The organism is Microbacterium neimengense, from assembly GCF_054782995.1.
On sequence record NZ_BAAGRK010000015.1, the window covers coordinates 400272 to 426767 of the forward strand.

The window sequence follows — 26496 nt, forward strand, 5'->3', positions numbered from 1 at the left end:
TCACCTTCCCGAGAGTTTCCCCATGCTGAGAATCGCCGTGCCCAACAAGGGCTCCCTTTCCGAGACTGCGGCGGCCATGCTCGCCGAGGCGGGCTACAAGGGCCGTCGCGATCCCAAGGATCTGCACGCCATCGATCCGCTCAACGACGTCGAGTTCTTCTATCTGCGCCCCAAGGACATCGCGACCTATGTGGGCTCGGGCGCTCTCGATGTCGGCATCACCGGACGCGACCTGCTGCTGGATGCGCGCATGCCCGGCGCACGCGAGATCGAGGCGCTCGGCTTCGGCGGCTCCACGTTCCGCTTCGCCGGCCCTCCCGGTCGCTTCACCGAACTTGCCGACCTCGAGGGGATGCGGGTCGCCACCGCGTATCCCGGTCTCGTCGACGCGTACCTCGACGAGCACGGCGTCGCGGTGGATCTCGTGCCGCTCGACGGTGCCGTGGAGTCGGCCGTAGAGCTCGGCGTCGCCGACGCGGTGGCCGACGTCGTCTCCACCGGCACCACGCTCCGCCAGGCGGGGCTCGAGATCTTCGGGCCGGTGCTCCTGGAGTCGGATGCCGTGCTGATCACCGGCGCCCAGGAACCTGCAGGGCTCGAGACCCTGCTGCGGCGCCTACGCGGTGTCATGGTCGCGCGCGAATACGTGCTCATCGACTACGACCTGCCCGCCGACCTCGTCGACGAGGCGATCGCGGTCGCTCCGGGTATCGAATCGCCCACGATCTCGCCCCTGCGGGACCCATCCTGGGTGGCGGTGCGCGTCATGAGCCCGCGCAAGGGCGTGAATCAGGTCATGGATGCGCTCTACGCGATCGGCGCGCGGGCGATCCTCGTGACCGAGATCCACGCAGCGAGGCTCTGATGAGTCTGGTCTGCCGAGTCATCCCGTGCCTGGATGTGGCGGCGGGGCGCGTGGTGAAGGGCGTGAACTTCGAGAACCTCCGCGACATGGGGGATCCCGTCGAGCTCGCACGGCTGTACTTCGAACAGGGCGCTGACGAGCTCACGTTCCTCGACGTGACGGCGACCGTCGACGAGCGGGCGACGACCTACGACGTCGTGCGTCGCACGGCGGAAGAGGTCTTCATCCCGTTGACGGTCGGCGGCGGCGTTCGCTCCGACGAGGACGTCGCGAGGCTGCTCGCGGTGGGCGCGGACAAGATCGGCGTCAACTCCGCGGCGATCGCCCGCCCTGCCCTGATCGACGAGATCGCCGACCGCTTCGGTGCCCAGGTGCTCGTGCTGTCGCTGGATGTCAAGCGCGCCGAGGGGATGCCCTCGGGATTCGCCGTCACGACCCATGGCGGCCGCACACTCACGCAGCTCGACGCGCTCGCATGGGCGCGCGAAGCGATCGAGCGCGGTGCGGGCGAGCTGCTGGTCAATTCGATCGACGCCGACGGCACGAAGAACGGTTTCGACCTCGAGCTCGTCGCTCTGATGCGGGAGATCTCCCGCGTGCCGGTCATCGCCTCCGGCGGCGCTGGGCACGTCGGTGATTTCGCGCCAGCGATCCGTGCCGGCGCGGACGCGGTGCTCGCCGCATCCGTCTTCCATTCCGGCCAGCTCACGGTCGGCGACGTGAAGGATGCGCTGGTCGACGAGGGGATCGAGGTACGGCGATGAGCGAGAGCGTCGAGGAGCGCATCTCCCGGGTTCAATTCAACGACCAGGGGCTGGTCGCGGCGATCGTGCAGCAGTGGGACACCCGTGAGGTGCTCATGATGGGCTGGATGGATGCGGAGGCGCTGCGGCGCACGCTGACCTCCGGCCGTGCCACCTACTGGTCGCGGTCGCGGCAGGAGTACTGGCGCAAGGGCGACACGTCCGGCCACATCCAGGTCGTGCACGGTGCCCGTCTCGACTGCGACGGCGACGCCGTGCTCCTCTCGGTCGAGCAGACCGGCCCCGCCTGCCACACCGGCACCAGGACATGTTTCGACTCCGACGATCTGGAGCCCGTGCGAGGCGGCGAGTGATCCGTCGCGCACGCTCGATCTCGGTTCTGGCGATCCTCGCGGGGGGTGCTGCGAGCACTCTGGCAGCCACGCAGACCTGGATCCACGTCTCGCTGACAGACGGTGCTGCCGCCGATGTGACGGTCGCCGGGACAGCAGCCATCCCCGTGCTGACCCCGCTGAGTCTGGCCGTGCTCGCGCTGGGCGCCGCGCTGTCGATCGTCGGGCGGGTGCTCCGTGTCGTGTTGGGTGCGCTGACAGTGGCCGCGGCGATCGGTGTCGCATCGGTCGCGGCGCCCGTCGTCTTCGACGTGCCCATCGACGCATATGCCCCGAGCGTGACGGAGACCACGGGCATCACCGGGGACGCGTCGGTGGGGGCGCTCGTCGCGAGCACGAGCGTCACGGGGTGGCCCATCGTCGCCCTCCTCGCTGGGGTCCTGCTGCTGGCGGCGGGCTCCTTCGTCCTCGTGACCGGCTGGCGTTGGCCGGGCGGAGGACGCAAGTACGACGCTGCGCGCCGGCGGACCGCCGTCGCCGACGACGCACCGCTGGATGCGATCGACTCGTGGGACGACCTCTCACGCGGCGACGATCCGACCTTCCCCGACCCGCCCCGCTAGACTGGATCCGGCCGTCACGTGGCCGCACCCGAAGGAGAGACATGAGCAATTCCATCGACGACCCCGGCCACGGACACTCCCCGGCAGCCTGGACAGCCGTGGTGATCATGCTCGTCGCCGTCGCGCTGGGCACGGTGTTCTTCGTGCTCGACATGCCCGTGCTCGTCTGGGCGTCGGTCGGTCTGCTCGTGGTGGGTCTGATCGTCGGGTGGGCGCTGGCTCGCGCCGGCTGGGGCGTCAACGGCCCGAAGTACGTCGCGAAAGAGCACTGATGGTGCTCGCCGACCTCACGGCCGGCGCAGTCGAGGATGCCCGCGAGCGTGAGGCGCGCACGCCTCTGGCGATCGTGGAGCGCGCTGCCCTGGACCGTCCCGCTGCGCTCGACGCGCTCGCTGCCCTCGCCCCCGCGGACCGCGTGAAGATCATCGCCGAGGTGAAGCGCGCGAGTCCGTCGCGCGGCGACCTGGCGGCGATCCCGGATCCCGCCTTCCAAGCATCGCGCTACGAGGAGGGCGGTGCGAGCGCGATCTCCGTGCTGACGGAGGGACGCAAGTTCAAGGGCAGCCTCGCGGACCTCGAAGCGGTGCGCGAGCGCGTCTCCGTTCCCGTGCTGCGCAAGGACTTCATCGCCACCCCCTATCAGGTGCTCGAGGCACGCGCGGCCGGTGCCGATCTGGTGCTGCTGATCGTCGCGGCCCTCGACCAGCCGCTGCTCGCGCAGCTGCACGATCTCGTCCTCCAGCTCGGAATGACGCCGCTCGTGGAGACGCATTCCGCCGAGGAGCTCTCCCGCGCATCCGATCTCGGAGCACGCCTCATCGGCGTCAATGCGCGCAACCTCAGCACCTTCGAACTCGATCGCGATCTGTTCGGCCGTCTCGCCGATTCGTTCCCGAGCGATGCCGTCAAGATCGCCGAATCGGCGGTGCTCACTCCCGACGACGTGCGCCACTACCGCTCCGGCGGCGCGGACGTCGTCCTCATCGGCGAAGCACTCGTGACCTCGGAACCGGTCGCGACCCTGCACGCTTTCCTGGAGGCTGGATCATGAGTCTGCGCGATGTCAAAGGACCCTTCTTCGGTCAGTACGGCGGGCGCTACATGCCCGAGTCGCTCATCGCGGCGATCGACGAGCTGACCGCCGTCTACGAGTCGGCCATCGTCGATCCCGCCTTCCAGGCCGAGTTCGGGGAGTTGCTGCACTCGTACGCCGGGCGTCCGTCGGTGCTGACCGAGGTGCCGCGATTCGCCGCCCATGCGGGGGGAGGACGCGTGTTCCTCAAGCGCGAGGACCTCAACCACACCGGCTCGCACAAGATCAACAACGTGCTCGGGCAGGCGCTGCTCACCAAGCGCCTCGGCAAGACGCGTGTCATCGCGGAGACGGGGGCGGGCCAGCACGGTGTCGCGACCGCGACGGCTGCGGCGCTGTTCGGTTTCGAGTGCACGATCTACATGGGTGAGGTGGACACCGAGCGACAGGCGCTGAACGTCGCGCGGATGCGGCTGCTGGGCGCCGAGGTGATCCCGGTCACGACGGGCTCCCGAACCCTCAAGGACGCGATCAACGAGGCATACCGGGACTGGGTGGCCAGCGTCGAGACGACGAACTACATCTTCGGCACCGCGGCAGGGCCGCATCCGTTCCCCGCCCTCGTGCGCGACTTCCAGAAGGTCATCGGGGAGGAGGCGCGGGCCCAGCTTCTGGAGCAGGTAGGCCGGCTCCCCGACGCCGTGTTCGCCTGCGTCGGCGGCGGATCGAACGCGATCGGCATGTTCGACGCGTTCCTCGACGACGAGTCGGTGGCGCTCTACGGCGTCGAAGCGGCCGGCGACGGAGTCGACACCCCGAAGCACGCAGCCTCCATCGAACGCGGCCGCGCGGGCATCCTGCACGGCGCCAAGACCTACGTGCTCCAGGACGAGGACGGCCAGACCGTCGAGTCCCACTCCATCTCGGCGGGCCTGGACTACCCGGGCGTCGGCCCGGAGCACGCGTGGCTGGCCGATATCGGCCGCGCGTCCTACATCCCGGCGACCGACGACGAGGCCATGCAGGCGTTGCGCCTGCTCTCGCGCACCGAGGGCATCATCCCCGCCATCGAGTCGGCTCACGCGCTGGCCGGCGCGCTGCGCATCGGCAAAGAGCTCGGCCCTGACGCGGTCATCGCCATCAACCTGTCCGGTCGCGGCGACAAGGACATGGACACGGCCGCCCGCTACTTCGATCTGTACGACGCGGCCGGCGACGAGGGGTCGCCCGTTGACGTTGCGCCCCCAGCCGACGAGGCGCGGGGAGAGGGGACCGCGCTGTGAGTTCACGCGTCGCTGCGGCCATCGAGGCCGCCCACGCCGAGGGACGCGGCGCGTTCGTCGGTTACCTCCCGCTCGGTTTCCCCGACATCGCCACGAGCATCGAGGCCGCTGTCGTGCTCGCCGAGAACGGTGCCGACATCATCGAGCTCGGCCCGCCGTACTCCGATCCGGTGATGGACGGGCTGGTCATCCAGGAGGCGACGCAAGCCGCCCTGGCCGCAGGCTTCCGCCTGCGCGACCTGTTCCCGGCGATCAAAGAGATCACGAGCCGCGTCGACGTGCCCGTCGTCGTCATGACGTACTGGAATCCCGTGTTCCAGTACGGCGTCGACCGATACGCCGACGATCTCCTCGCCGCCGGGGGAGCGGGACTCATCACCCCAGACATCACTCCCGAGGCGGCTGCCGAGTGGATCGCGGCGAGCGAGCGCACCGGGCTCGACCGCATCTTCCTCGCCGCCCCTACGTCCAGCGACGAACGTCTCGAGCTCGTCGTACAGAACTCGACGGGGTTCGTCTACACGGTCTCGACGATGGGTATCACGGGGGAGCGCGCCGAGCTGGATGCGGCCGCTCGCACGCTCGTGTCCCGACTGCGCGAGCGAGGCGTCGAGCACGCCGCCGTGGGCATCGGCATCTCGAACGCGGAGCAGGTCTCCGGAGTCCTGGAGTACGCCGACGGCGCGATCGTGGGAACCGCTCTGGTGCGGGCGCTTCGTGACGGCGGACTCGAGGAACTGGGACGCACCGCCCGCGCCCTCGCCGACGGCACGCGTCGCTGAACCAGCGCTCGCGGGGCGGGCGCGGTTCGCGTAGCGTCGTGGAGGTGAGCACCTCCACGATCCCCCTGTCGCTCCCGCTGTACGGAGCATCCTGGCCGCAGGCGATCGCGCGGTACTTCCTCAAGTACGCGACATTCGCGGGCAGGGCGAGCCGCAGTGAGTTCTGGTGGTGGGTGCTGACGAACGCTCTCGTCGGGATCGGATTCCAGATCGTCTCGACCGCCGCCGGTGACCCGCTGACCTTCTCTGCGTGGCCGGCACCGTATGTGGTGTGGAACGGGGCGCAGTCCGACGCCGGCGTGACGACGGTCATCGGGGCCATCGCCGCGCTCTACTCGCTGGTCACCCTGCTGCCCGGTCTCGCCCTGACCTGGCGCCGACTGCACGACACGGATCGCAGCGGCCTCTGGTTCTTCATCCTGCTGATTCCGCTGATCGGGGCGATCGTCCTGCTCGTGTTCACGATCGAGGGTCCGCGGCCCGAGGGCGCGCGCTTCGACAGGTATCCCTGAGCGCGCACGAGCGCACCATCGACGCCTTTAGACTCGTCGTCATGACGTTCGCCCTCACGAGCGCGCCCGCAGGCGTGCTCGCCAGCATCCCGAGCCCTCCGATCAACGGATTCAACCTGTGGCCGGGCGGCCCGGAGATCCGGTTCTATGCGCTGTGCATCATCGCCGGCATCGTCGTGGCCACACTGCTCACGAACAGGCGCCTGACCAAGCGCGGGGGCGAGCCCTGGGTCGTCGTGGACATCGCCCTGTTCGCGATTCCGCTCGCCCTCATCGGCGCACGCATCTTCCACGTGCTGACCCACCCCGGCTTCTACTTCGGCGACGGCAAGAACACGTGGAACCCGTTCGAGCCCGGCTCGGTGTGGGCCATCTGGGAGGGCGGCATCGCGATCTACGGCGCTCTCATCGGCGGCGCGATCGGCGCGCTCATCGGCTGTCGCTGGACCGGCATCCGGTTCTGGAGCTTCGCCGACGCGCTCGCGCCGGGGCTCATCATCGCCCAGGCGATGGGCCGTTTCGGCAACTACTTCAATCAGGAGCTGTTCGGTCAGCCGACCGACGGCTGGTGGGGGCTGGAGATCGCGCGACCCAACGACGCGATCCCCGTCGGACTGCCAGAGGGCACGCTTTTCCAGCCGACCTTCCTCTACGAGGTGATCTGGAATCTCCTCGGCGCGGCGGTGATCTTGTGGGCCGGTAAGCGCTTCACGCTGCAGTGGGGCCGCCAGTTCGGTCTCTACCTCGTCTGGTACTCGGCGGGCCGAATCGTCTGGGAGAACATCCGTATCGACCCGAGCGAGGTGTTCCTCGGATTGCGCTCGAACGTGTGGGCGGCCATCTTCGGCGTCATCCTCGGCCTCGTCATCCTCATCGTCCAGAAGGTGCGTCACACCGGTTTGGAGGCCTCGCCGTACCGGCCCGGTCGCGAGTGGGTGGACAAGTCGGCTGTACAATCGCAGAACACCGAGGACTTCGTCGATGTGAGCGCACCCCCCGCCGACGAAACCATCACCACTGGCAGCGCCACAAGCACCGCCGCCAAGTAACTCTCCGGGCCGACGTCGTCCCAGCAACAGCAACAATCGAGGACGGTTGGTATGGCTTCGAGCCCCCGTCACAGCGCCCCCGGATCTGCGGGATTCGGCGCCTTCCCTGCCAAGCAGGGCATGTACAACCCGGCATTCGAGAAGGATGCGTGTGGTCTGGCCATGGTCGCGACCCTTCGCGGCGAGGCGGGCCACGACATCATCGATCTCGCCCTGACGGCGCTTCGCAACCTGGAGCACCGCGGCGCGATCGGCTCCGACGCCGGAACCGGCGACGGCGCGGGCATCCTGACCCAGATGCCGGACGCGTTCCTGCGCGCCGTCGTGGACTTCGACCTGCCGCCGGTGGGGGAGTACGCGGCCGGTCTCGCGTTCTTGCCGCGCGACGGTGAGGAGCGCGCCGCGCAGAAGGCCGGCATCGAGCGCATCGCCGCGAGCGAGAACCTCGTGGTGCTCGGCTGGCGCGAGGTGCCCACCGAAGAAGAGCACCTCGGCAAGCTGGCTCTCGAGGCGCGCCCGGCGTTCGAGCAGCTGTTCCTTTCGCGCCCCGCCGTGGGCGACGCGCCCGCGCTCAGCGGCATCGACCTGGACCGTCGGGTGTTCCGGCTCCGAAAGCGCGCCCGCAACGAGCTCGACGCCTACTTCGTCTCGCTGTCCAGTCGCACGCTCGGATACAAGGGCATGGTCACGACCCTGCAGCTCGAGCCCTTCTATCCCGACCTGCAGGACGAACGCTTCGCCTCGGAGCTGGCCGTCGTCCACTCCCGATACTCGACCAACACGTTCCCGTCGTGGCCGCTCGCGCAGCCGTTGCGAATGGTCGCTCACAACGGTGAGATCAACACGGTCAACGGCAACCGGAACTGGATGCGGGCACGGCAGTCGCAGCTCGAGTCCGAGGTGCTGGGCGACATCCGTCCGCTCCTGCCGATCTGCACCGACGGTGCGAGCGACTCCGCGTCGTTCGACGAGGTGTTGGAGCTTCTGACGCTGACGGGCCGGAGCCTGCCGCACGCCATCATGATGATGGTGCCGGAGGCGTACGAGAAGCAGCCCGACATGGACCCGACGCTGCGCTCGTTCTACGAGTACCACTCCATGCAGATGGAGCCCTGGGACGGTCCCGCCGCGCTCATCTTCACCGACGGCACCGTCGTGGGCGCCACCCTCGACCGCAACGGTCTGCGTCCGGGACGTTGGACGGAGACGACCGACGGCCTCGTCGTCATTGGCAGCGAGACCGGCGTGCTCGACTTCGAGCCCGAGCGCATCAAGCGCCGGGGCCGACTCCGGCCCGGTCGCATGTTCCTCGTCGACACGGCACAGCGCCGCATCATCGAGGACGACGAGATCAAGAACGAGCTCGCGACGCTCCAGCCATGGCAGGAGTGGTTGGATGCCGGTCGCGTGCGCCTCTCGGAACTTCCGGAGCGCGAGCACATCGTGCATCCCATCGCCTCCATCACGCGGCGTCAGCGCACCTTCGGCTACACGGAGGAGGAGGTCCGCATCCTCCTGACTCCCATGGGTCAGACGGGGGCCGAACCGCTGGGAGCGATGGGTAGCGACACGCCCGTCGCGGTGCTCAGCGACCGCCCGCGGCTGCTGTTCGACTACTTCACGCAACAGTTCGCGCAGGTGACCAACCCGCCGCTGGACTCGATCCGCGAAGAGGTCGTCACCTCGCTCTCGCTGGGGCTGGGCCCCGAGCCGAACCTGCTGAGCTGGGGTGCGGAGCACGCACGCACCGTCACGCTCGACTTCCCGGTGATCGACAACGACGAGCTCGCGAAGATCCAACACATCGATACGGCCCTGCCGGGGCGCACCTCCGCCACGATCCGCGGCCTCTACCGCGTGCAGGCCGGCGCGAAGGGCATGGAGAAGCGCCTCACACAGATGTGCGCCGAGGTCGACCGCGCCATCGAGGACGGAGCCGAGTTCATCGTGCTCAGCGACCGCGATTCCAACGCGGACCTGGCACCCATTCCATCGCTGCTGATGCTCGCCGCCGTGCACCACCACCTCATCCGCAACGAGACCCGCATGAAGGTCGGTCTCGTGGTCGAGGCGGGCGATGTGCGCGAGGTGCACCACGTGGCCACCCTCATCGGCTACGGCGCGTCCGCGGTCAACCCCTACCTCGCGATGGAGAGCGTCGAGTACCTCGTGCGCGCCGGGTTCATCACGGGCATCTCGCCCGAGAAGGCGGTCAAGAACCTGATCAAAGCGCTCGGCAAGGGCGTTCTGAAGATCATGTCGAAGATGGGCATCTCCACCGTGTCGTCTTACGCGGGCGCCCAGGTGTTCGAGGCGGTCGGTCTCTCCGAGGAGTTCATCGCGTCCTACTTCACCGGCACCGAGTCGAAGCTCGGCGGCGTCGGCCTCGACGTCATCGCGGCCGAGAACGCGGCACGCCACGCCTTCGCGTACCCGGAGGATGCGGCCGCGCGTGCGCACGAGCGGCTGTGGACCGGTGGCGAGTACCAGTGGCGTCGCGACGGTTCGCCGCACCTGTTCAACCCGGACACGGTCTTCCGGCTCCAGCACGCGACTCGCGAGCGTCGCTACGACATCTTCCGCGAGTACACCCAGCTCGTGGACGACCAGGCGAGCGAGCTCAAGACGCTGCGCGGCATGTTCGGCCTGCGCACCGGCGTGCGGCCTCCCGTGCCGATCGACGAGGTCGAGCCGATCTCGTCGATCGTGAAGCGCTTCTCCACCGGTGCGATGAGCTACGGCTCGATCTCGAAGGAAGCGCACGAGACCCTCGCGATCGCGATGAACCGCATCGGCGGCAAGTCGAACACGGGCGAGGGCGGCGAGGACGTCGAGCGTCTGCTCGACCCCGAGCGGCGCAGCGCCATCAAGCAGGTGGCGTCGGGCCGGTTCGGTGTCACGAGCCTGTACCTGACCGAGGCCGACGACATCCAGATCAAGCTCGCGCAGGGCGCGAAGCCCGGCGAGGGCGGACAGCTGCCCCCGCAGAAGGTGTACCCGTGGGTGGCGCGCACCCGCGGCGGCACGCCCGGCGTCGGGCTCATCTCGCCGCCTCCGCACCACGACATCTACTCGATCGAAGACCTCAAGCAGCTCATCTTCGACCTCAAGCGGGCGAACCCGTCGGCACGGGTGCATGCGAAGCTCGTGAGCCAGTCGGGCATCGGCGCAGTGGCTGCGGGTACGGCGAAGGCCCTGGCCGACGTCATCCTGGTCTCCGGGTTCGACGGGGGAACGGGCGCCAGCCCGCTCAACTCGCTCAAGCACGCAGGCACCCCGTGGGAGCTGGGCCTCGCCGAGACGCAGCAGACGCTGATGCTCAACGGCATGCGCGACCGGGTGGTCGTGCAGGTCGACGGACAGCTCAAGACCGGCCGCGACGTGATCGTCGGCGCGTTGCTGGGCGCCGAGGAGTTCGGATTCGCGACCGCGCCGCTCGTGGTCTCGGGCTGCATCATGATGCGCGTGTGCCATCTCGACACCTGCCCGGTGGGAGTCGCGACGCAGAACCCGGTTCTGCGGGAGCGTTTCACCGGCAAGCCCGAGTTCGTCATCAACTTCATGGAGTTCATCGCTCAGGAGGTGCGCGAGTACCTCGCCGAGCTCGGGTTCCGCTCGCTGGACGAGGCGATCGGGCACAACGAGTTGCTGGACGTCAACGGTGCGATCGAGCATTGGAAGGCGAGCGGCCTCGATCTGGCACCCGTCCTCGAGGGTCCGGCGTTCGCCGAGGACGAGCCGCGCCGGAACGCCCGTGAGCAGCTGCACGAGCTCGAGAAGCACTTCGACGTGGCGCTCATCGAGCGTGCGCAGGATGTCATCGCACACGGCGGTACGGTCGAGATCACCCTCCCTGTGCGCAACACCGAGCGGGCCGTCGGCACGATGCTCGGTCACCACGTGACCAAGGCTCGGGGTGCGAACGGACTTCCGAGCGGTTCGATCGTCGTCAACCTCACCGGATCAGCCGGTCAGTCCTTCGGCGCCTTCATGCCGTCGGGGATCACGCTGCGCCTCGAAGGCGACTCCAACGACTACGTCGGCAAGGGGCTCTCGGGCGGTCAGATCGTCGTGCGGCCGCCGCGCGGGTCGAGCTTCGACGCCTCGCAGAACGTGATCGCGGGCAACGTCATCGGCTACGGCGCAACGCAGGGCACGATGTTCCTGCGCGGCGTCGTCGGTGAGCGCTTCCTGGTGCGCAACTCGGGTGCGACCGCGGTCGTGGAGGGCGTCGGCGACCACGCGCTGGAGTACATGACCGGCGGTCTCGCCGTCATCCTCGGCACGACCGGGCGCAACCTCGGGGCCGGGATGTCGGGCGGCACAGCCTACGTGTACCGCCTCGACGAGAACCTGGTGAACCGCGAGTCGCTCGCCTCGGGCGAGCTCGAGCTGGGCGAACTGGGATCCGGCGATGCCGCGATCCTGCGCGACCTGCTCGAGCGTCACGCCGCGGAGACGGACTCGTCTCTGGCGGCATCGCTCCTCGAGGACTTCGAGGAGGAAGTGAAGAACTTCGTGCGGGTCATGCCGCGCGACTACGCAGCGGTGCTGCAGACCCGCGAGGAGGCGTTGGCGGAGGGGCTGGACCCCGACGGCGACATCGTGTGGAGCCGCATCATGGAGGTGACCGGTGGCTGACCCCAAGGGCTTTTTGAAGGTGACCGAGCGGGAGCTGCCCGCGCGCCGTCCCGTACCCGTGCGCATCATGGACTGGAAAGAGGTCTATGAGCCCGGTGACTCGGCGGTGCTGCGCCGGCAGGCCGGCCGATGCATGGATTGCGGGATCCCGTTCTGTCACAAGGGGTGCCCGCTGGGCAACCTCATCCCGGAGTGGAACGACCTCACCTGGCGCGGGGAGGGACGCAGCGCCATCGAGCGTCTGCACGCCACGAACAACTTCCCGGAGTTCACGGGACGGCTGTGCCCCGCTCCCTGCGAGAGCGCCTGCGTGCTGGGCATCAACCAGCCCGCGGTGACCATCAAGCAGGTCGAGGTGTCGATCATCGACGAGGCCTTCTCGCACGGATGGGTCGAGCCGGAGCCGCCGGAGCGACTGACCGGCAAGACGGTCGCCGTCGTCGGATCGGGCCCTGCGGGCCTCGCTGCTGCTCAGCAGTTGACCCGTGCCGGTCACACGGTCGCGGTGTTCGAGCGCGACGACCGCATCGGCGGTCTGCTGCGCTACGGCATCCCCGACTTCAAGATGGAGAAGCGTCACCTCGAGCTTCGCCTGCGCCAGATGCAGGACGAGGGGACGCGGTTCCGCGCCGGCGTCGAGATCGGCCGCGACATCACGTGGGACGAACTGCGCAGCCGGTACGACGCGGTCGTCGTCGCCACCGGCTCGACGGTGCCGCGCGATCTCTCCATCCCCGGCCGCGACCTGGCCGGTGTGCACTTCGCGATGGAGTACCTCGTCGAGTCGAACCGCGCGGTCGCGGGTGAGAAGCTCCACACGCAGATCAGCGCGGAGGGCAAGCACGTCGTCGTCATCGGCGGCGGCGACACCGGTGCCGACTGCATCGGCACCGCACATCGTCAGGGCGCGCTGAGCGTGACCAACCTCGCCATCGGCAAGCAGCCCCCCGCATCCCGCCCGGATGCGCAGCCCTGGCCGACGACGCCGACGATCTTCGAGGTGCAGTCCGCGCACGAGGAGGGCGGCGAGCGGGTCTTCCTGGCCTCCACTGTCGAGTTCCTCTCGAACGAGGTCGGCGAGGTGCGCGCGCTGCGTGTGGCCGAGACCGAGTACGTCGACGGCCGCCGAGTGCCCAAGAGCGGCACGGAGCGCGAGATCCCGGCCGACCTGGTGCTCATCGCGATGGGCTTCACCGGGCCGGAGCGCACGGAGCTCGAGGGTCAGCTGCAGACGCAGTTCACCTCGCGCGGGAACGTCGAGCGCGACGACGCCTACCAGACGACCACGCCCGGCGTGTTCGTGGCGGGCGATGCGGGGCGAGGCCAGTCGCTCATCGTGTGGGCGATCGCCGAGGGGCGTGCCGCCGCTGCATCCGTCGACCGTTACCTGATGGGTTCGACCTCTTTGCCGGCGCCTGTACGGCCCACCGATATCGCGATCGGGTTGCAGCCCGCGTAGGCTGAACCTGCATCCCCTTCATCGCTAAAAGACCCGGAGTTCGAACTCGGATGAGACGCGCGAAAATCGTCGCAACCCTAGGCCCGGCAACATCCTCCTACGAGATGGTCCGCGCGATCATCGACGCAGGTGTGAACGTCGCCCGCCTCAACCTCAGTCATGGTGACTACTCGGTCCACGACGCGAACTTCGCGAACGTGCGCCGTGCCGCGGAGGACGCCGGCTCCGCCGTCGCGATCCTCGTCGACCTGCAGGGGCCCAAGATCCGCCTCGGCAAGTTCGCCGACGGCCCCCACGAGCTCGCCGTGGGTGACATCTTCAAGATCACGATCGAGGACATCCTCGGGACCAAGGAGATCGTCTCGACGACCTTCAAGGGCCTCCCGCAGGACGTCAAGCCCGGTGATTTCCTTCTGATCGATGACGGCAAGGTTCGTGTCGAAGTCGTCGAGACCGACGGCACCGTCGTCACCACGAAGGTCGTCGTCGCCGGCCCCGTCTCCAACAACAAGGGCATCAACCTGCCCGGCGTGGCCGTCAACGTCCCCGCACTGTCGGAGAAGGACGAGGCCGATCTTCGTTGGGGTCTGAACGCGGGTGCGGACATCATCGCGCTCTCGTTCGTGCGCAACGCCGAAGACGTCGACCGCGTGCACGAGATCATGGCGGAAGAGGGTCGGCGTGTGCCGGTCATCGCCAAGATCGAGAAGCCGCAGGCCGTCGACAACCTCGAGGAGATCATCGACGCCTTCGACGGCATCATGGTCGCTCGCGGCGATCTCGGTGTGGAGCTTCCGCTGGAGGCCGTGCCGATCGTGCAGAAGCGCGCCGTCGAGCTGTGCCGTCGTATGGCGAAGCCGGTCATCGTGGCCACGCAGATGCTCGAGTCCATGATCGAGAACCCGGTCCCGACCCGCGCCGAGACGAGCGACGTCGCCAACGCCGTCCTCGACGGCGCGGACGCGGTCATGCTCTCGGGCGAGACCAGCGTCGGCAAGTACCCGGTCGGCGTTGTCGAGACGATGGCGCGCATCGTGGCCTCCACGGAGGAGCACGGACTCGACCGCATCGCTCCGCTGAACACGAAGCCGCGCACGCAGGGTGGCGCGATCACCCTGGCTGCGATGGAGGTCGCGCAGTTCGTCGAGGCGAGCTGGCTCTGCATCTTCACCGAGTCCGGCGACACCGCTCGCCGCATGTCGCGCCTGCGCCCCAGCATCCCGATGATGGCGTTCACGCCGGACCCGGCGATCCGTCGTCGCATGGCCGTGACGTGGGGCATCCAGTCGGCGCTGGTGGAGCACGTGCCGCACACCGATCACATGTTCATGCAGGTGGACGAGTTCTTCCTGTCCAAGGGCCTGGCCAAGGAGGGTGACAAGGTCGTCGTGATCTCCGGTTCCCCTCCCGGAATCGCCGGGTCGACGAACGACATCCGCATCCACAAGATCGGTGACGCCGTCAACGGCCGCGCTCCGATCTGGTCGGGCGAGTAACCCGCGAGATGCACCGAAGGGACCTTCCCCACTGGGGGAGGTCCCTTCGGCTGTCTGCTGCCCCGCGCCCTGTGCTCGGGCGGGGACTCGGAGCACTCGCGGTGTGCGAGGCAGGGGTGCGTGTCTCAACCGTTCACGTCGTGAGGGCCGCAGGTGTGCACGAGTGAGACACGAAGTGTACGCGTGCGACAAGATGTTGGTGCCGGCGGTGGGAGTCGAACCCACACACCCTTTCGAGTAACCGAGTTTGAGTCGGTCGCGTCTGCCATTCCGCCACGCCGGCATCGACCACTCAGGTGGCCGGATTCGACCTTATCGCACCAGCCGACCGCCGCCCGTCGTCCTGCTCTCCGAGCCGGTCGAGCGATTTCCTCGGGGGCGGAAGATCGCCTCGACGCCCGAGGACAGCCGCATCCTCGGGCAGAGCGGTGTCGCATCCGGATGCGGAGCTGCCGAGTGCCGTAGGATTCAAAGGTGACTGAGCAGGAAACCGCCGCGACCAACCCGACCGCACCCCGCCGCGTGGTGGTGGCAGAGGACGAGTCGCTGATCCGCCTCGACATCGTCGAGATCCTCCGCGACAACGGCTTCGACGTCGTCGGTGAGGCCGGAGACGGTGAGACCGCCGTGCAGCTCGCCACTGATCTGCGTCCCGACCTCGTGATCATGGACGTGAAGATGCCGCAGCTCGACGGCATCAGCGCCGCGGAGAAGCTGAACAAGAACCACATCGCCCCCGTCGTGCTGCTGACGGCCTTCAGCCAGAAGGAGCTCGTGGAGCGTGCGAGCGAGGCCGGAGCGCTCGCGTACGTGGTGAAGCCGTTCACGCCGAACGACCTGCTGCCGGCGATCGAGATCGCTCTGGCGCGCTACGAGCAGATCATCACGCTCGAGGCCGAGGTCGCCGACATGGTCGAGCGCTTCGAGACCCGCAAGCTCGTCGACCGCGCCAAGGGGCTGCTGAACGAGAAGATGGGCCTGAGCGAGCCCGAGGCGTTCCGCTGGATCCAGAAGGCGTCGATGGACCGCCGCCTGACGATGCAGGACGTCGCCAAGGCGATCATCGAGCAGCTCGCACCCAAGAAGTGACGCGACCCGCCTGATCCGATCGATCAGGCGATTCCGGCGGTGTCCTTCACGAGGTTCGTGATGCGCACGGTCGAGCAGCGGCGGCCCGCGTCGTCCGAGAGCACGATCTCATGCACCATCAGCGTGCGTCCGACGTGCAGGGGAGTGCACACGCCCGTGACGAATCCGGATGTGGCCGAGCGCGTGTGCGTCGCGTTGATGTCGACCCCGACGGCGAGGCGCCCGGGGCCGGCGAGATAGTTCGCGTGCATCGAGCCCAGCGACTCACCGAGCACGACGTAGGCGCCGCCGTGGAACAGACCCACCGGCTGCGTGTTGCCCTCGACGGGCATGCGAGCGATGCCGCGCTCCGCGGTGAACTCGAGCCACTCGAGCCCCATCTTGTCGGCAAGGGCGCCCGTGCCGCGGCGCGTCACCCATTCCAGCGGATCGATCGTGTACTCGGGCGCGGTCATGCTGCTCCTGGGCTCCGGGGTGTCGTGTCCGCAGGCCTTACTAGGCTGTCAGGGTGACGGACTCCGAAAAGCCTACTCTGCTGGTCGTCGACGGCCATTCGCTCGCCTTCCGGGCGTTCTACGCCCTTCCCGTCGACAACTTCACGACGAAGGACGGGCAGCACACCAACGGGGTCTACGGCTTCCTCTCGATGTTCGTGAACCTGCTGAAGGCCGAGAAGCCGACGCACCTGGCAGTCGCGTTCGACACCTCACGGGTCTCCTTCCGCACCCGCGAGTACCCCGAGTACAAGGCGACGCGCAGCGAGACCCCGCCCGAGTTCTCCGGGCAGATCCCCCTTCTACAGGAGTGCTTGCGCGCCATGAACGTCACGGTGCTGACGAAGGAGGACATCGAGGCGGACGACATTCTGGCGACACTGGCGACCGAAGGCGTCGCTGCGGGCTACGACGTCCTCGTCTGCTCCGGCGATCGCGACACCATCCAGCTCGTGACAGACGAGGTCACCCTGCTGTACCCGAGCGTGCAAGGCGTATCGCAGCTCAAGCGCTACACGCCCGAGACGGTGCGCGAGCGCTACGGGGTGGCCCCAGAGCAGTACCCCGAGATCGCGGCGCTCGTGGGAGAGACGAGCGACAACCTGCCCGGTGTTCCCAAGGTCGGCGAGAAGACGGCCGTGAAGTGGCTCACGCAGTGGGGATCCCTCGACGAGCTGCTGGCCAACGCCGACAAGGTCACCGGCGTCGTGGGCAACAACCTGCGCGAGCACATCGACGACGTGCGTCGCAATCGCGCCCTCAACCGTCTCCTGCGCGACGTGGAGCTGCCGGTGACGCCGCAGGACCTCGCCGTGCGTCCGATCGACGCGCAGGGTGTGCGCGACATCTTCGCGCGGCTCGAGTTCCGCACGCTGCTGCCGCGCGTGTTCGAGGCCACCGGAGCGGACGCGGCCGGCGCCGTCGCCGACGAGGCACCGGTCGTCGCGGCCCCAGCCCCCGTGGAGGCGACAGACCCCGCGATGCTCACCGCTTGGCTCGACGAGGCGGGCGACGCGGAGGTCGGGGTGACCGTCGTGCTGGGAGCCTCCGTGCCTGCGCGTATCGGGCTCGCCCGCGCTGGCGCCGTGATCGAGGCGGGCTGGAGCGAAGGTGTCGCAGACGCCCTCGCTCCCTGGCTCGCCTCAGACCGCCCGAAGACGTTCACCGACGCCAAGGGCCAGGTGAAGGCACTGCGACGCGCCGGACTCACGGTCGCAGGCGTGTCCTTCGACACGCTCCTCGCCGGTTGGCTGATCCGCCCGAGCCTTCCCGACAAGTCGCTCGGCGATCTCGTCGACCGCTACCTCGGAGAGAAGCTTCCCGAGGCCGATCCGTCGCAGCTCGTGCCCGAGACCGAGGGGGCGACTCCCGGCCAGCTGGCGTGGTACACGATCCGCGTGGCCGAGCCCCTGCGTGCCGCTCTGGGCGACGGTCCGTCATCGGTGCTCGCCGACATCGAACTGCCCACTCTGCTCGCGCTGGCCGATATGGAGCTCGCGGGCGTGGCGGTGTCGCACGAGGTGCTGTCTGGCTTCTCGGCCGAACTGACCGAGCGTGCGGACGGCCTCGCGCAGCGCGCCTACGCGGCGATCGATCGCGAGGTGAACCTCGGTTCGCCGAAGCAGTTGCAGGAGGTGCTGTTCGAGCATCTCCAGCTGCCCAAGACCCGCAAGACGAAGACCGGTTACTCGACGGATGCGGCCGTCCTCGCCGACCTGCAGGAGTCCCACCCGCATCCCTTCCTCGATCTGCTGCTGCAGCACCGCGAGGCGACGAAGCTGCGTCAGATCATCGAGACGCTCGACGCGGCGATCGCCGCCGACGGACGCATCCACACGACCTACCTGCAGACGGGTTCGCAGACGGGTCGGCTGTCGAGCACCGACCCCAACCTGCAGAACATCCCGATCCGCACCGAGGAGAGCCGCCGCATCCGTTCCGCGTTCCAGGTGGGCGCGGGGTACGAGACCCTCCTGACGGCCGACTACTCCCAGATCGAGATGCGCATCATGGCGCACCTGTCGGAAGATCCTGGGCTGATCGAAGCGTTCAACACGGGGGAGGATCTGCACCGGTTCGTCGGCGCGCGCGTGTTCGGCGTGACGCCGGAGGAGGTCACACCGCAGATGCGCACGAAGGTCAAGGCGATGTCGTACGGTCTCGTCTACGGTCTGTCTGCGTTCGGGCTCTCCAAGCAGCTGCGCATCGATCAGTCCGAGGCGAAGCAGCTGATGGGGGAGTACTTCGCACGCTTCGGCGCGGTGCGTGATTATCTACGCGCGTCCGTCGAGAAGGCCCGCGAAGACGGCTACACCGAGACGATCTTCAAGCGGCGTCGTCCGTTCCCCGACCTCGCCAGTCCCAACCGGGTGCTGCGCGAGAACGCGGAGCGTGCAGCGCTCAACGCCCCGATCCAGGGAAGCGCGGCCGACATCATGAAGATCGCGCTGTTCCGCATCCACGCCGAGTTCCAGGAGCATCAACTGGCCTCGCGCGTCTTGCTGCAGATCCACGACGAACTCGTCGTCGAGGTCGCTGCGGGAGAGTGGGACCAGGCCGAGCAGATCGTGCGCGCGCGGATGGGGGATGCGGCGCAGCTCACCGTCCCGCTCGACGTGCAGATCGGCCGCGGCGCTGATTGGAACGCGGCCGGGCACTGAACGGCGCCGACCGTCGGCGTAGTCTCGAATCCATGAGTGAAACGTCCCGCCCCACCACTCCCATCGACACCATCGCCGACGCGTGGGTCGACACCGTGGCCGAGCTGTCACCCACGACCGCCACCTACATCGGTCGATTCGAGTTCAACGACCGATTCGGGGACTACTCGCCGGAGGGGGCCGAACGCTACGCCGAAGAGGCCCGGCGCACGCTCGCCGAGCTCGAAGCGACCCCGGCCGTCGACGACATCGACGCCGTGACGAAGGCGGACCTGTCGCGCGAGCTGCGCCTGGACCTCGAACTGCACGAGGCGCGAGCGAGCCTGCGGGATCTCAACGTCATCGCATCTCCGGCACAGGACATCCGGTCGGTGTTCGATCTCATGCCCACCGACACGATCGAGGACTGGGAGGTCGTCGCTCGCCGTCTGCAGGCCCTGCCCTCGGCGATCGACGGCTACATCGCGACGCTCCGAGCAGGGATCACGGCGGGAACGGTCCCCGCCCGCCGCCAGGTGCTGGAGGTCGTCACGCAGATCGAGCGGTACACCGCGGAGAGCGGGTTCTTCGCGACGTTCGCCGGCGATGCCGCCCCCGGCGAGGGACAGCTGCCCGCATCCCTCGCTCGCGAACTCGCAGATCAGTCGGGCGCTGCTCGCGTCGCGTACGACGATCTCGCGCGATTCCTGTCTGCCGAGCTGGCCCCGGTCGCCGGCGATCAGGATGCGGTGGGTCGGGAGCTGTACGCGCTGCACTCGCGTCGTTTCCTGGGCGCCGAAATCGACCTCGACGAGACATACGAGTGGGGCATCGAGGAACTGGCTCGAATGGTCGCCGAGCAGGAGTCCATCGCGAACGAGATCCTGCCCCGTGCGAGCGTCGCCGAAGCCGTCGCGCACCTCGAGGCGGACCCCTCGCGCAAGCTCCACGGCACCCGGGCGCTGCAGGAGTGGATGCAAGCCACGAGCGACCGCGCGGTCGCCGAGCTCGGCCGCACCCACTTCGACATCGCGGAACCGATCCGCACGCTCGAGTGCATGATCGCCCCGACGCAGGAGGGCGGGATCTACTACACGGGCCCGACCGACGACTTCTCCCGACCGGGCCGCATGTGGTGGTCGGTACCCGAGGGGGTCACCGAATTCGACACGTGGCGCGAACTGACCACCGTCTATCACGAGGGCGTTCCGGGGCACCATCTGCAGATCGCGCAGGCCGTCTACAACCGCGCGCAGCTCAACTCCTGGCGGCGTCTGCTGGCCGGAACCTCCGGACACGCCGAGGGCTGGGCTCTATACGCCGAGCGCCTCATGGAGCAGCTGGGGTACCTCGACGACCCCGCCGACCGGCTGGGCATGCTCGACGGACAAAGGATGCGGGCGGCCCGTGTGGTCCTCGACATCGGTGTGCACCTGGGCAAGCAGCGTCCCGACGGCGCAGGCATCTGGGATCACGACTTCGCGCTCGCGTTCATGCGGCAGAACGTCAACATGCCGGACGCGTTCATCCAGTTCGAGGTCAACCGCTACCTCGGCTGGCCGGGTCAGGCGCCCTCGTACAAGGTCGGCCAGCGGATCTGGGAGCAGATCCGCGACGATGTACGTGAGGCGCAGGGGGAGGCGTTCTCCATCAAGCAGTTCCACAAGCGAGCTCTCGACATCGGCGGCGTCGGTCTCGACACGCTGCGCGACGCGCTGCGTGCACACTGAGGGAATGGTGAACCCCACCCGCGAGTTGTATCCGTCTGAATGAAAGGTGGTCGCGATGACCGTGGAGTTCGGACTGGACACGTTCGGTGACGTCACCGCGGACGAGCAGGGTATGCCCCTGTCGGACGCTCAGACGATCCGCAACGTGGTCGAGCAGGCGGTGCGTGCCGACGAGGTCGGGCTGGCATTCTTCGGCGTGGGGGAGCACCACCGCAAGGAGTTCGCCGTCTCGAGCCCGGAGATCGTTCTGGCTGCCGCTGCGGCCCGAACGCGCGACATCCACCTCGGCGCCGCCGTGACGGTCCTCTCGTCAGACGACCCGGTGCGCGTGTACGAGCGGTTCGCCACGCTGGATGCGGTCTCGAACGGGCGTGCGGAGGTCATCCTCGGGCGCGGGTCGTTCATCGAGTCTTTCCCGCTCTTCGGTTTCGACCTCGCCGACTATGAGGTGCTCTTCGACGAGCGCCTCGATCTGTTCAGCAGGCTGCGCGATGAGAGGCCGGTGACGTGGCAGGGGAGCACCCGCGCCGCGCTGAAAGATGCCGATGTCTTCCCCAAGACGGAGAACGGCTTCCGTGCGTGGGTCGGCGTGGGAGGCTCGCCGGAGTCCGTGGTGCGCGCCGCGCACCACGGATACGCGCTGATGCTCGCGATCATCGGGGGAGCGGCGGCACGATTCCGTCCCTACGTCGACCTCTTCCACCGCACGCGCGACGCGATGGGCGCAGAGCGCCTGCCTGTCGGTGTGCACTCGCCGGGTCATATCGCCGACACGGACGAGCAGGCATGGGACGAGATGTATCCGGCGATGGAAGCCAATCGCAACGCGATCGGACGGGAGCGGGGCTGGCCGCCGTACAGCCGCGCGCAATTCCAGAACGATGTCGGGCCCGACGGCGCCGTGTACGCCGGATCGCCGGAGACCGTGGCGCGCAAGCTCGCAGCCACCGTGCGCACTCTCGGGATCGACCGGTTCGATCTGAAGTTCTCGAACGGCACGCTCGCGCACGACAAGATGCTGCACTCGATCGAGCTCTACGGCACGCAGGTGGCTCCGCGGGTTCGGGAGTTGCTGGCCGAAGGCGGCGAGTAGGCTCGACAGGTCCGGCGCAGAGAGCCGGCGGAACAGGGGGATGCGTGCCCGATATCCGGTACGTCGCGATCGGGGATTCGTTCACCGAGGGAGTCGGCGATGAGCTTCCGGACGGTCGTGTGCGCGGGTGGGCGGATCTCACCGCGCAGGGTTGGGCGAACTCGCTCGGTCAGGAGATCTCCTATGCGAACCTCGCCATCCGCGGAAAGCTGATCTGGCCCATCGTCGCCGAGCAGCTGGAGCCGGCGCTTGCGCTCCGGCCGACGCATCTCTCGTTCAACGGGGGCGGCAACGACATGCTGCGCCCGCGAACCGCCATCTCGCACTTGGCGGATGCCTTCGACCAGGTGCTGCGCCGGTGCGACGAGGAGGGGGTGACCCTCATCGTGCTCAGCGGCGCGAATCCCGCGCCGCACCTACCGATGGGGCGCCTCATCCAGCGTCGCGGTGACGAGCTCTCGGCGGCCGTCGTCTCGCGCATCGAGCACCGTCCGGATGTCGTTCGGGCCCTGAACTGGCCGGACACCGAGCTCTCCTCGCGGGGCTATTGGTCGGACGATCGCCTGCACATGAGCGCGCGGGGTCATCATCGCGTGGCGGCTCGCGTGCTCGAGTCTCTCGGAGAGACCGCGGATCCCTCGTGGTGGTCGCTTCCCACCGAGTCCGCCGCGCGCACGAGCTCTGGCCTCGCCTACTATCGCACGCATGTGGGGCCCTGGGTGCAGCGCCGTCTCACCGGTCGGTCTTCGGGCGACGGCCGAGTGTCGAAGTTCGGCGACTGGGTCACGGTGACACCGACAGCGTGACCTGCGCGAAAGGTCCGTCCATAACGGCTTCTTCCAGACGCAACCGCGTGTCGTCCAGACGACGAGGCAGGAGCGGACGCCCCGACCCGAGCACCGCCGGAGCGTAGGTGACGATGATGCGATCCAGGCGTCCGATATCGACGAACTGACCTGCGAGATCCCCTCCGCCGACAATCCAGACATCCCGCCCCGAGGCCGCCGCCTCGATCTCCGCGAGATGCGACGAGACGATTCCGTGGACGTGTCGGATGTCAGCTCCGGCAAGGGGTGCGAGCTCGCGTGAGCTGAACACGAAGGCAGGGCGATCCGCATAGGCGTCGTGCCAACGTTCGGGGTGTTCGTCGAGGCGCTCGTGCCGATACACCCAGTCGAAGGTCGTCGATCCCATCACGAGCGCGCCCACGCCTTCGAGGAATGTCGCGAAAGCGCTCGATCCTTCCGCGCCGGGCACATTGAGCAGCCAGTCCAGGCTGTCCGCGTCGTCGGCGAGAAAGCCATCGAGAGTGGATGCGGTGCAGTAGACGTAGCGGACCATGGCGTCACCGTATGCGCGGCATCCGACATCCTCCGTCGCTCCGGACGCCTTACAGGCGAGAGTCGCCGCCAGGGGAGGGGGTGGCCGCAGAGGAGAGTCGACCGCGACCGAACGGGAGGAGTGGCGCTCGGTAGACCAGCGGCGCCTGCGCGCCGGGTTCGAGGTCGACGACGGCCGAGCCGAAGCGCCAGACGCGGTTGAACAGGAACACGCCGATGCGCTCGGGATGCGCTGCCGACACCAGCCAGGTGCCGCGACCCCACTGCGCCGGCTGTCCGCGACCGCCGATCACGACGGTCGGTCGTACGGCGTACAGGGCGAACCGCGGCTTGCGCAGATCGAGCTCGACCCGTCGGGTGGCGGGAAGGGAATCGGAGGGCACGTGCTCGACAGTAGTCGTCAAGTCACCGTCATACGATGAAGGGATGCCCGTGAAGATCCGCCCTTCCGTCGCGGCCGACCTCCCGCATCTCGAGCGGGTCGAGAATGAGGCCGACGCACTCCTGGTGAACCTTCTCCAACCAGACCAGTGGCACCCTGCGCCTACGGCTGCCGAACGGCTCGCTGACCGAGGCATGATCGTGGTGGCCGAGGGTGCGGACGGCGCTGTCGTCGGTTTCGTTCACATTCTCGAGTTCGACGGCGGCGCGCATCTCGAACAGGTGTCGGTTCTTCCGGCCTTCGGCGGCCGCGGCATCGGACGCGCGCTCGTCGAAGCGGCGAAGGATGCGGCCCGCGAAGCCGGCTACGCCAAGCTCACGCTCCGGACGTTCGCCGACGTCCCGTGGAATGCACCGTTCTACGCATCCGCCGGATTCGCGATCGAGGAGCCGTCCGACGATTTCCACCGCATGCTCGTCGAGACGGAGGCGCGACTCGGGCTCGACCGCCTCGGGCTCCGCGTGCAGATGGGTGTGGAGCTCAGCGGGTCCTGCTGAACAGCGGCTCTGCGTGCACAGCAGGGCGTCAATCAGGCAGCACGCCGGTCCGCGAGTGTGGCGAGTGCGCGGTGCAGTTCCTCGTGTTCGGGGTCGGGCGAGAAGCCCGGGTGAGCCGTCGTCGCCAACACGGCTCGAAGGCGTTCCGTCAGAGCGACTCGGCGAGCGAACCCGCGGCGGTGATGAAGCAGGACGTGACGCGCGATTCCGAACATCCACGCTCGGGCTTCCTCGTCTCCCGACGGCAGACGGGAGGCACGTCTCCAGATGATGAGAAGCGTCTCCGCGAGGAGGTCCGCGGCATCTGCAGCTTCAGGAACTCGACGGGTGAAGTAGGCGAGAACATCGGGGGAGTGGGCAGTGATCAACGCGTGATCTCATCCGCTGTGCGTCCGCTCGGCATCTCACTCCGCTTCAGGGGCACACGTCATGCCCCATGCATCGACAGCGCGCGACGTGCTCGCCTCGGGAACTCCGAGCCAGCGGATTCCGGAGAAGGTGCCTGCGACGAAGTCCTGCAGAACGGGGACGAGGGCGTCTGCGACGCGTTGCCGCGCCGGCGGTGAGCAGGACCGCACCGACCGCGAGTCCGGGAGCGAGCCAGGTGCGACGGCGCCGACGTGCCCGAGGAGAGGAGGGGCCGCTGGAGCTAGTACTGACATAATGTGCATTATCGGTAATAACCGGTGGCGCACGCCGCGTCGAACGCCAGAGCGGACGGCTCCGCGCACAGGTGCGCCATAGGCTGAAGACGTGCTGGAGACGTTGACCGGGTTCGCCGTTGTGGGAACCGCGATCATCGTCGGCTACATCATCGGGCGCATCGACCTGCTCGGTCCGCATGCACGGCACGTGCTGAGCCGGCTCACGTTCTACGTGCTCTCACCGTTCCTCTTGTTCACCGTGCTCAGCCAAGCGGACATCACGACGTTGTTCTCCGCACTGCTTCCGGTGTCGACGATCGCCGCTGTGGTGATCATCGGGCTGCAATGGCTCCTCTCGCGCTTCGTATGGCGGCGCTCCGTGGCTGACGCGACGATCTCCGCGCTGTCGGCCGGTCAGGTCAATTCCAACAACATCGGAATCCCCCTGTCGTTGTACCTGCTGGGCAGTGCCGCCTACCCGGCGCCAGTCATCCTGATGCAACTGCTCCTGTTGACCCCCATCGCGCTCGCGATCCTGGATGCCGCCACCACCGGCACGCGATCCTTCTGGCGCGTGCTGGGTCGAACGGCTCGCAATCCCATCGTGATCGGCTCGGCGCTCGGAACGCTCGTGTCCGTCTCGGGCATCGCGCTTCCGTCCATCGTCCTGGAGCCTGCGCTGCTGATTGCGAACGCGTGCGTCCCCATCCTGCTGATCAGCTACGGCATCTCACTCCACGGCCAGCGCGTCTTGGCGGATGCCGGCCACCGCGGTGAAGTCCTGATCGCGAGCGTGCTCAAACTGTTCGTGATGCCCGCTGCCGCGTGGGCCCTGGCGACACTCTTCGGACTCTCAGCGCATGAGGTCCTCGTCGTCACCGTGCTGGCGGCGCTGCCGACGGCGCAGAACGTCTTCAATTACGCCCAGCGCTACGCCGTCGGCGAGGCCGTCGCACGCGACACGATCTTCCTCACGACCCTCGGGAGCGTGCCCGTTCTGCTGGGGATCGTCCTGCTGCTGTGACGGAGCGAGTCGGGCGCCACTCCCCTGCGACGCGTCGTCGCGCTACGGTGGAGTCGTACACTCAGCTTCTTCTCAGAAAGAGCAGGACATGTCCGAGACCGTCACTCCCAGCGCCGACAAGACCTTCGTCAACGGCATCCGCACCGCCTTCGGCATCGGCGGCGCGATCGCCCTGATCGTCGGCATCCTCATCCTCGTGTGGCCGCTGAAGACGGCCGCGGTGGGAACCGCCATCATCGCGGTCTACGCCATTGCATCCGGCCTGGTCTACGCGGGCCTCGGCATCTTCTCGAAGACCCTTGGCGGATGGTCCCGCGTGGGTCACATCGTGCTCGGTCTGCTGTTCGTTGCGGCGGGCATCATTGCGCTCGCGAACCTCGGCGACACCACGGTGTTCCTCGCGATCTTCGTCGGGGTGTTCATCGGCATCACCTGGATCGTCGAGGGTGTCGTCGCGCTCACCACACTCGGCAACAGCGCCTCGCGAGGCTGGACCATCTTCTTCGCGGTGATGAGCCTGATCGCCGGCGTCATTCTGGTGTTGTCACCGCTGTACGTGGCTCTGCTCTGGGTCTTCGTCGGCGCCTCGCTCGTCGTCTTGGGCATTATCCAGATCGTGCGCGCCTTCTCCTTCGGCCGCGCCTGACGACGCAGCAAAGCCCCCG

The 26496-nt window shown here is 68.0% G+C and carries 25 protein-coding genes and 1 tRNA gene; 21 read left to right on the forward strand and 5 right to left on the reverse strand.

The genetic code is table 11. From position 1 onward, the window contains the following. Positions 1 to 22 precede the first annotated feature (22 nt). From hisG to pyk, 13 genes are read left to right on the forward strand one after another with little or no spacing between them, the layout of a single operon-like run. Positions 23 to 865, forward strand: coding sequence for an ATP phosphoribosyltransferase (gene hisG / locus ACYVJS_RS12490; RefSeq protein ID WP_243227860.1), 843 nt, complete (start codon positions 23 to 25; stop codon positions 863 to 865). Next, positions 865 to 1629: an imidazole glycerol phosphate synthase subunit HisF gene (gene hisF, locus ACYVJS_RS12495; protein WP_320434406.1), complete on the forward strand. Its 765-nt coding sequence runs from the start codon at positions 865 to 867 to the stop codon at positions 1627 to 1629. Before hisG ends, hisF begins: the two co-directional genes overlap by 1 nt. Then, entirely contained in the window at positions 1626 to 1982 is a 357-nt protein-coding gene (gene hisI, locus ACYVJS_RS12500; RefSeq protein ID WP_460740237.1) for a phosphoribosyl-AMP cyclohydrolase, read from the forward strand. Before hisF ends, hisI begins: the two co-directional genes overlap by 4 nt. After that, positions 1979 to 2584 carry a Trp biosynthesis-associated membrane protein gene (locus tag ACYVJS_RS12505; protein WP_460740238.1) on the forward strand — a complete coding sequence of 202 codons (606 nt, stop codon included), beginning with the start codon at positions 1979 to 1981 and terminating at the stop codon, positions 2582 to 2584. Before hisI ends, ACYVJS_RS12505 begins: the two co-directional genes overlap by 4 nt. A gap of 41 nt (positions 2585 to 2625) precedes the next feature. Continuing rightward, positions 2626 to 2856, forward strand: a complete 231-nt coding sequence (locus ACYVJS_RS12510; RefSeq protein ID WP_344228094.1) for a DUF6704 family protein — start codon at positions 2626 to 2628, stop codon at positions 2854 to 2856. A gap of 2 nt (positions 2857 to 2858) precedes the next feature. Next, positions 2859 to 3635 (forward strand): indole-3-glycerol phosphate synthase TrpC, encoded by a 777-nt coding sequence (gene trpC / locus ACYVJS_RS12515; RefSeq protein WP_460740813.1) that lies wholly within the window; start codon positions 2859 to 2861, stop codon positions 3633 to 3635. After that, positions 3632 to 4900, forward strand: a complete 1269-nt coding sequence (gene trpB / locus ACYVJS_RS12520) for a tryptophan synthase subunit beta (RefSeq protein WP_460740239.1) — start codon at positions 3632 to 3634, stop codon at positions 4898 to 4900. Before trpC ends, trpB begins: the two co-directional genes overlap by 4 nt. After that, a complete protein-coding gene (trpA, locus tag ACYVJS_RS12525; RefSeq protein WP_460740240.1) occupies positions 4897 to 5682 on the forward strand; it encodes a tryptophan synthase subunit alpha in 786 nt (261 codons plus the stop codon). The genes trpB and trpA overlap by 4 nt, the downstream gene beginning before the upstream one ends. A gap of 44 nt (positions 5683 to 5726) precedes the next feature. Further along, the gene (locus ACYVJS_RS12530; RefSeq protein ID WP_460740241.1) at positions 5727 to 6194 is read left to right on the forward strand and encodes a DUF805 domain-containing protein; all 468 of its coding nucleotides are present in this window, start codon (positions 5727 to 5729) and stop codon (positions 6192 to 6194) included. A 41-nt stretch (positions 6195 to 6235) separates the two neighbouring features. Then, entirely contained in the window at positions 6236 to 7243 is a 1008-nt protein-coding gene (gene lgt / locus ACYVJS_RS12535) for a prolipoprotein diacylglyceryl transferase (protein WP_460740242.1), read from the forward strand. Between the two features lie 51 nt (positions 7244 to 7294). Then, the gene (gene gltB, locus ACYVJS_RS12540) at positions 7295 to 11884 is read left to right on the forward strand and encodes a glutamate synthase large subunit (RefSeq protein ID WP_460740243.1); all 4590 of its coding nucleotides are present in this window, start codon (positions 7295 to 7297) and stop codon (positions 11882 to 11884) included. Continuing rightward, positions 11877 to 13343, forward strand: a complete 1467-nt coding sequence (locus ACYVJS_RS12545; protein ID WP_460740244.1) for a glutamate synthase subunit beta — start codon at positions 11877 to 11879, stop codon at positions 13341 to 13343. Before gltB ends, ACYVJS_RS12545 begins: the two co-directional genes overlap by 8 nt. A gap of 50 nt (positions 13344 to 13393) precedes the next feature. Continuing rightward, on the forward strand, positions 13394 to 14839 hold the full coding sequence (gene pyk / locus ACYVJS_RS12550; RefSeq protein WP_460740245.1) for a pyruvate kinase: 1446 nt from the start codon (positions 13394 to 13396) through the stop codon (positions 14837 to 14839). 197 nt (positions 14840 to 15036) lie between these two features. On the opposite strand, the gene ACYVJS_RS12555 is transcribed toward pyk, so the two are convergent. Continuing rightward, positions 15037 to 15122: transfer RNA gene (locus ACYVJS_RS12555), tRNA-Leu, on the reverse strand. A 191-nt stretch (positions 15123 to 15313) separates the two neighbouring features. Between ACYVJS_RS12555 and ACYVJS_RS12560 the strand changes: the two genes are divergently transcribed. Further along, entirely contained in the window at positions 15314 to 15928 is a 615-nt protein-coding gene (locus tag ACYVJS_RS12560; RefSeq protein WP_137416998.1) for an ANTAR domain-containing response regulator, read from the forward strand. 23 nt (positions 15929 to 15951) lie between these two features. On the opposite strand, the gene ACYVJS_RS12565 is transcribed toward ACYVJS_RS12560, so the two are convergent. Beyond that, positions 15952 to 16383 carry a hotdog fold thioesterase gene (locus ACYVJS_RS12565; protein ID WP_460740246.1) on the reverse strand — a complete coding sequence of 144 codons (432 nt, stop codon included), beginning with the start codon at positions 16381 to 16383 and terminating at the stop codon, positions 15952 to 15954. 53 nt (positions 16384 to 16436) lie between these two features. On the opposite strand from ACYVJS_RS12565, the gene polA reads away from it, so the two are divergent. Genes polA through ACYVJS_RS12585 form a run of 4 tightly spaced genes read left to right on the forward strand, consistent with a single transcriptional unit; the run spans position 16437 to position 22690 of the window. Beyond that, a complete protein-coding gene (polA, locus tag ACYVJS_RS12570; RefSeq protein ID WP_460740247.1) occupies positions 16437 to 19082 on the forward strand; it encodes a DNA polymerase I in 2646 nt (881 codons plus the stop codon). A 32-nt stretch (positions 19083 to 19114) separates the two neighbouring features. Further along, positions 19115 to 20791: a DUF885 domain-containing protein gene (locus ACYVJS_RS12575; protein WP_460740248.1), complete on the forward strand. Its 1677-nt coding sequence runs from the start codon at positions 19115 to 19117 to the stop codon at positions 20789 to 20791. Positions 20792 to 20846: 55 nt separating this feature from the next. Continuing rightward, a complete protein-coding gene (locus tag ACYVJS_RS12580; RefSeq protein WP_460740249.1) occupies positions 20847 to 21884 on the forward strand; it encodes an LLM class flavin-dependent oxidoreductase in 1038 nt (345 codons plus the stop codon). A 44-nt stretch (positions 21885 to 21928) separates the two neighbouring features. Beyond that, on the forward strand, positions 21929 to 22690 hold the full coding sequence (locus ACYVJS_RS12585; protein WP_460740250.1) for an SGNH/GDSL hydrolase family protein: 762 nt from the start codon (positions 21929 to 21931) through the stop codon (positions 22688 to 22690). Here ACYVJS_RS12585 and ACYVJS_RS12590 read toward each other — a convergent pair. Both ACYVJS_RS12590 and ACYVJS_RS12595 read right to left on the reverse strand, forming a co-directional pair. Then, positions 22668 to 23225 carry a dihydrofolate reductase family protein gene (locus ACYVJS_RS12590; protein ID WP_460740251.1) on the reverse strand — a complete coding sequence of 186 codons (558 nt, stop codon included), beginning with the start codon at positions 23223 to 23225 and terminating at the stop codon, positions 22668 to 22670. The genes ACYVJS_RS12585 and ACYVJS_RS12590 overlap by 23 nt on opposite strands. A gap of 49 nt (positions 23226 to 23274) precedes the next feature. Further along, entirely contained in the window at positions 23275 to 23607 is a 333-nt protein-coding gene (locus tag ACYVJS_RS12595; protein ID WP_460740252.1) for a hypothetical protein, read from the reverse strand. A gap of 43 nt (positions 23608 to 23650) precedes the next feature. On the opposite strand from ACYVJS_RS12595, the gene ACYVJS_RS12600 reads away from it, so the two are divergent. Then, positions 23651 to 24163, forward strand: a complete 513-nt coding sequence (locus tag ACYVJS_RS12600; protein WP_460740253.1) for a GNAT family N-acetyltransferase — start codon at positions 23651 to 23653, stop codon at positions 24161 to 24163. Between the two features lie 32 nt (positions 24164 to 24195). On the opposite strand, the gene ACYVJS_RS12605 is transcribed toward ACYVJS_RS12600, so the two are convergent. Next, positions 24196 to 24531, reverse strand: coding sequence for a sigma factor (locus tag ACYVJS_RS12605; RefSeq protein WP_460740254.1), 336 nt, complete (start codon positions 24529 to 24531; stop codon positions 24196 to 24198). A 385-nt stretch (positions 24532 to 24916) separates the two neighbouring features. Between ACYVJS_RS12605 and ACYVJS_RS12610 the strand changes: the two genes are divergently transcribed. After that, positions 24917 to 25831, forward strand: coding sequence for an AEC family transporter (locus tag ACYVJS_RS12610; protein WP_460740255.1), 915 nt, complete (start codon positions 24917 to 24919; stop codon positions 25829 to 25831). An 88-nt stretch (positions 25832 to 25919) separates the two neighbouring features. After that, positions 25920 to 26477 carry an HdeD family acid-resistance protein gene (locus ACYVJS_RS12615; RefSeq protein WP_460740256.1) on the forward strand — a complete coding sequence of 186 codons (558 nt, stop codon included), beginning with the start codon at positions 25920 to 25922 and terminating at the stop codon, positions 26475 to 26477. Positions 26478 to 26496 lie beyond the last annotated feature (19 nt).

Bases quoted from the DNA above. Each gene is read 5' to 3' on its own strand.
- hisG (WP_243227860.1), top strand. From the start codon at position 23: ATGCTGAGAATCGCCGTGCCCAACAAGGGCTCCCTTTCCGAGACTGCG.
- hisF (WP_320434406.1), top strand. From the start codon at position 865: ATGAGTCTGGTCTGCCGAGTCATCCCGTGCCTGGATGTGGCGGCGGGG.
- hisI (WP_460740237.1), top strand. From the start codon at position 1,626: ATGAGCGAGAGCGTCGAGGAGCGCATCTCCCGGGTTCAATTCAACGAC.
- ACYVJS_RS12510 (WP_344228094.1), top strand. From the start codon at position 2,626: ATGAGCAATTCCATCGACGACCCCGGCCACGGACACTCCCCGGCAGCC.
- trpB (WP_460740239.1), top strand. From the start codon at position 3,632: ATGAGTCTGCGCGATGTCAAAGGACCCTTCTTCGGTCAGTACGGCGGG.
- lgt (WP_460740242.1), top strand. From the start codon at position 6,236: ATGACGTTCGCCCTCACGAGCGCGCCCGCAGGCGTGCTCGCCAGCATC.
- gltB (WP_460740243.1), top strand. From the start codon at position 7,295: ATGGCTTCGAGCCCCCGTCACAGCGCCCCCGGATCTGCGGGATTCGGC.
- pyk (WP_460740245.1), top strand. From the start codon at position 13,394: ATGAGACGCGCGAAAATCGTCGCAACCCTAGGCCCGGCAACATCCTCC.
- ACYVJS_RS12565 (WP_460740246.1), bottom strand. From the start codon at position 16,383: ATGACCGCGCCCGAGTACACGATCGATCCGCTGGAATGGGTGACGCGC.
- ACYVJS_RS12575 (WP_460740248.1), top strand. From the start codon at position 19,115: ATGAGTGAAACGTCCCGCCCCACCACTCCCATCGACACCATCGCCGAC.
- ACYVJS_RS12580 (WP_460740249.1), top strand. From the start codon at position 20,847: ATGACCGTGGAGTTCGGACTGGACACGTTCGGTGACGTCACCGCGGAC.
- ACYVJS_RS12590 (WP_460740251.1), bottom strand. From the start codon at position 23,225: ATGGTCCGCTACGTCTACTGCACCGCATCCACTCTCGATGGCTTTCTC.
- ACYVJS_RS12600 (WP_460740253.1), top strand. From the start codon at position 23,651: ATGCCCGTGAAGATCCGCCCTTCCGTCGCGGCCGACCTCCCGCATCTC.
- ACYVJS_RS12615 (WP_460740256.1), top strand. From the start codon at position 25,920: ATGTCCGAGACCGTCACTCCCAGCGCCGACAAGACCTTCGTCAACGGC.